The organism is Pseudomonas sp. SED1 (assembly GCF_034044025.1).
Taxonomy (GTDB): Bacteria; Pseudomonadota; Gammaproteobacteria; order Pseudomonadales; family Pseudomonadaceae; genus Aquipseudomonas.
On record NZ_JAXCIS010000086.1, the window covers coordinates 1 to 4,199 of the forward strand.

Genomic DNA, 4,199 nt, shown 5'->3' on the forward strand with positions numbered 1-4,199 from the left:
CGCAGCCCAACGGGGGACAAGCCCCCTCGCCACAGGACAAGCCCCTTCGCTAGATTTATCTAGGCTTGCCTGAGGAGGTGCGTTCAAGCAGGCAAACCTTCCCCCGCCAACCGCCGATTCAACTGATGCCGGTAACGCACATACATCAGCGCCGTGCAGAATACCGCCAGGCTCGCCAGCATTTCCAGCACACCAAACCACTGCCGGTTCGGGTCATACGCCGCCAGCGCACCCTTGATGAAGTACAAGTTCACCACAAAGCACATCCACGAATGCCCGCGTGCGCTGCCCAGGATCATCCCCGGCGCCAGCAACAGCAACGGCACCAGTTCGATCAGCAGAATTACCCACGGCCGTGCGCCGTGCAGGTCGGCGAACACCAGGTAGTAGGCGCACAGCAGCCCCACCAATCCCAAAAACGCCAGCAGGCTCAACACCCGCGTCGCCTTGACCCGTGGCTCCAGCCACGCCTGGGGCGGCAGTACCTTAGGCTTCCTGGCCACGGCCGTTCTCCAGTAGCGCGGCAGTCTTCGCCAGGCGCAGGCCTAGGGCGCGGCACAGGGCGATCTCGTGTTGATCCAGCGCACGCTTGCCGTCGGCACCGGAATGGTGGCTGGCGCCATAAGGCGTGCCGCCGCCCTTTGTATCAAGCAGTGCCTGTTCGCTGTAGGGCAGGCCGGTGATCAGCATGCCGTGGTGCAACAGCGGCAGCAGCATCGACATCAGCGTGGTTTCCTGGCCGCCGTGCAGGCTGGCGGTGGAGGTGAACACGCCCGCCGGCTTGCCGACCAGGGCGCCGGTCAGCCACAGGTTGCTGGTGCCGTCGAGAAAGTACTTGAGCGGCGCGGCCATGTTGCCGAAACGGGTCGGGCTGCCCAGCGCCAGGCCACAGCAGTGCTTCAGGTCGTCGAGGCTGCAGTACAGCGGGCCGTCCACCGGAATGTCCGGCGCCACGGCTTCGCATTCGCTGGAGATGGCCGGCACGGTGCGCAACCGCGCCTCAAGCCCGGCTTGCTCGACGCCCCGGGCAATTTGTCGGGCCATTTCGCTCACCGAGCCGTTGCGGCTGTAATACAACACCAGCACATACGGCGCACTCACGAAACCAGCTCCAGAATGTTCTCTGGCGGGCGGCCAATCACGGCCTTGTCGGCGGTTTCGAGGATCGGGCGCTCCATCAGTTTCGGATGAGCGGCGATTGCGGCAATCAGTTGCGCTTCGCTGAGGCTGGCGTCGGCCAGGTTGAGGGTTTTGTATTCGTCTTCGCCGGTACGCAGCAATTGCCGCGCGCTGATGTTCAGCTTGCCCAGCAAGGCTTGCAATTGCGCGGCGTCGAGCGGGGTTTCCAGGTAGCGCACTACGTTGGGTGTGAGGCCACGGGCTTCCAGCAGTTCGAGCGCACCGCGGGATTTCGAGCAGCGCGGGTTGTGATAAAGCGTCAGATCGGTCATGTGCGGGTCGCATCTTGCGTAAGGTGGCGGGTATTCTACCCGCGCTGTGCCACGTCCTTAAACCATGAGAGGCGATAGGCCGCAGCCAACGTTCATTTTTACGAAGGATTACCCCATGACGAGGCGACTGTTAGGCGCATTGGCAATCATCGGCACGCTGCTGCTCAGTGGCTGTGGCAATGATTATGGCGTTGACCAATATGGTCAGAAAGTGGCCGCCGAACGCCTGGACAAGCAATGGCTGGTGGTTAACTACTGGGCTGAATGGTGTGGCCCGTGCCGTACCGAAATCCCTGAACTCAACGCTTTGGCCGAACAGCTTAAGGGTCAGTCAGTGGGTGTGTTCGGCGTGAACTTCGACAACGCCCAGGGTGAAGAACTCAAAAGCGCCAGCGACAAGCTGGGCATCAAGTTCACCGTACTGGCGCAGAACCCGGACGGGATCTTCGACATTCCCCGCAGTGAAGCCTTGCCGGTGACCTACATCATCGATGACAAGGGCAAGGTGCGTGAGCAACTGATGGGTGAGCAGACGGCGGAAGGGGTGTTGGCCAAGCTCAAGGCCTTAAGGGGCTAAAAATATCCCACTGTAGGAGCGAGCTTGCTCGCGAAAAACGTCAACGATAACGCGAGCATTCTGAATGTGCGCGGCGCTCTCTGGTTTTTCGCGAGCAAGCTCGCTCCTACAGACGGGCGGAAAGGCAGGTCGGAGGTTTTTAGCCTTCTTCCAGCCACAACCGCAACGGCTTGCCGTCTGCCGGCCAGAAACGGGTTTGTTCGATCGGCGAGACGTCCCAGCGCTGCACACCTTGCAGGGCCTGGAAGAAGCGGTGCTCCTGCTCCATCAGCGCTTCGGCGCAGAGTTTGCGGGTGCTGCCGACCTTGCCGAAGCTCAGCTTGTCGCCGTCCAGGGTGTAGGGCGCGAACCAATGGTTGCAGCCACCATTGCCGTAGGCCCGGCCATCGGCGCCGAGGGTCACGGTCAGGTGCGCGTAATCCATCAGCGGCCGCTCACCGATCCATTCCACCACGTAGCTGTGATCCTGCTTGAGCTTGGCCTCGTCGCTGGCGCAGCCCGCAAGGCCTGCACCCAGCACGGCCAGCATCAGCGGGGCTTTCATTGCGCGGCCTGCTGGCATTTCGGGCAGCGGTGCTTGTCACCCAGGGTGGCCCAGCCCAACTCGGTGACCCGCGCAGTGGCGGCCGGTTGCAGCGGTTCCTTTGTCAGCTTGGTTTCCACCGCAAATTCAAACTCCAGCACGTTGTCGCAGCTGTCGCAGTTGACCTTCCAAGTGTGAATCTCCAACTCGCCGAACTTCGGCCCCTGGGCCATGGCGACCCACTGGCCCGCCGGGCGGATGGAGTAGCGCGCATCGCCTTCGACGGTCAGGCGCATCGACAGGGTTTTGCTGCCGCGCAGGGTGACGATCAGAACGTCGCCGTTCTTGATCGAGCCACCGTTGCCGGTGACTTGATAACGGCCCGGCACCAGGGCGCGGCATTCGATCAGAGTGTGTTGCGGGCTCAGCAAGCTGAAGCGGAAATCGTGTTCGGCCATGGATCCTCCAAATAGGCGCGGCATCCTATCACGGGCCGCCACCCATCATGGCGCGGCTATGTGACCGCTGATCATCCTTCGACGAGGTTTTGCGCCTGCCCGCCGGCCCACGCAGCGATGTTGGCCAGGGTCGTGCCGGCGATCGCCCCCAAGGCTTCGCGGGTCAGGAAGGCCTGGTGGGCGGTGATGATGACGTTAGGGAAGGTCAGCAGGCGCGCCAATACGTCGTCTTGCAGGGGCAAGTCCGAGCGGTCTTCGAAAAACAGCTGGGCCTCTTCTTCATACACATCCAGCCCCAGATAGCCGAGCTGGCCGTCCTTGAGCGCGTCGATCAGCGCCGGGGTGTCCACCAGGCCGCCGCGCCCGGTATTGATCAGCATCGCGCCGGGCTGCATATGGGCCAGGCTTTGGGCGTTGATCAGGTGTTTGCTGTCCGCTGTCAGTGGGCAATGCAGGCTGATGATCTGCGACTCGCCCAGCAACTCATGCAGGTTCACGTAGCGCGCACCGAGGGCCTCGACCTGCGGGTTGGGGTAAGGATCGTAAGCCAGCAACTGGCAGCCGAACCCGGCCATGATCTTGGCGAATGTGGCGCCGATCTGCCCGGTGCCGACCACGCCGACGGTCTTGCCCACCAGGTCGAAACCGGTCAGGCCATGCAGGCTGAAGTCACCGTCGCGGGTACGGTTGTAGGCGCGGTGCAGGCGGCGATTGAGGGCCAGGATCAGCGCGACCGCATGTTCGGCCACCGCATGGGGCGAATAGGCTGGCACCCGCACGATGGTCAGGCCCAGGCGTTTGGCGGCGGGCAGGTCGACATGGTTGTAACCGGCCGAGCGCAGGGCGATCAGGCGAGTGCCGCCGCTGGCCAACTGCTCCAGCACCGGGGCGCTGAGGTCGTCATTGATAAAGGCGCAGACCACTTCGTGGTGTTCGGCCAGGGCCACGGTGTCGAGGTTCAGCCGGGCCGGCTGGAATTGCAGCTGCATGCCTTCGGGCAACGGTTGGGCGAGAAAGCTCTCGCGGTCGTAGGTCTGGCTGCTGAAGAGGATGATGCGCATCAAATATTCCTTCTTGATGATGGGAAGCTGCTTTTGTGGCGAGGGGGCTTGCTGTGGTGAGTGAGCTTGTTGTGGTGAGGGAGCCTGCTGTGGTGAGGGAGCTTGTTGTGGCGAGGGAGCTTGCTCCCG

General features: G+C 62.8%; 7 protein-coding genes. 1 reads left to right on the plus strand and 6 read right to left on the minus strand.

From position 1 onward, the window contains the following. Window positions 1-83: 83 nt before the first annotated feature. Genes SNL23_RS11610 through arsC form a run of 3 tightly spaced genes read right to left on the minus strand, consistent with a single transcriptional unit; the run spans window position 84 to window position 1,451 of the window. A complete protein-coding gene (locus SNL23_RS11610; protein ID WP_167663708.1) occupies window positions 84-503 on the minus strand; it encodes a DUF2069 domain-containing protein in 420 nt (139 codons plus the stop codon). Beyond that, window positions 487-1,101, minus strand: a complete 615-nt coding sequence (gene wrbA / locus SNL23_RS11615) for an NAD(P)H:quinone oxidoreductase (RefSeq protein WP_167663707.1) — start codon at window positions 1,099-1,101, stop codon at window positions 487-489. The genes SNL23_RS11610 and wrbA overlap by 17 nt, the downstream gene beginning before the upstream one ends. Continuing rightward, complete coding sequence (gene arsC / locus SNL23_RS11620) at window positions 1,098-1,451, minus strand: arsenate reductase (glutaredoxin) (protein WP_076015049.1); 354 nt, start codon at window positions 1,449-1,451, stop codon at window positions 1,098-1,100. The genes wrbA and arsC overlap by 4 nt, the downstream gene beginning before the upstream one ends. Window positions 1,452-1,566: 115 nt before the next feature. On the opposite strand from arsC, the gene SNL23_RS11625 reads away from it, so the two are divergent. Beyond that, the gene (locus tag SNL23_RS11625) at window positions 1,567-2,028 is read left to right on the plus strand and encodes a TlpA disulfide reductase family protein (protein ID WP_076015050.1); all 462 of its coding nucleotides are present in this window, start codon (window positions 1,567-1,569) and stop codon (window positions 2,026-2,028) included. A gap of 139 nt (window positions 2,029-2,167) precedes the next feature. On the opposite strand, the gene SNL23_RS11630 is transcribed toward SNL23_RS11625, so the two are convergent. From SNL23_RS11630 to SNL23_RS11640, 3 genes are all read right to left on the minus strand, one after another. Beyond that, entirely contained in the window at window positions 2,168-2,572 is a 405-nt protein-coding gene (locus SNL23_RS11630; protein WP_076015051.1) for an META domain-containing protein, read from the minus strand. Beyond that, on the minus strand, window positions 2,569-3,009 hold the full coding sequence (locus SNL23_RS11635) for a hypothetical protein (RefSeq protein WP_004371378.1): 441 nt from the start codon (window positions 3,007-3,009) through the stop codon (window positions 2,569-2,571). The genes SNL23_RS11630 and SNL23_RS11635 overlap by 4 nt, the downstream gene beginning before the upstream one ends. Before the next feature lie 71 nt (window positions 3,010-3,080). Next, entirely contained in the window at window positions 3,081-4,070 is a 990-nt protein-coding gene (locus tag SNL23_RS11640) for a 2-hydroxyacid dehydrogenase (protein WP_318302308.1), read from the minus strand. Window positions 4,071-4,199: the final 129 nt, after the last annotated feature.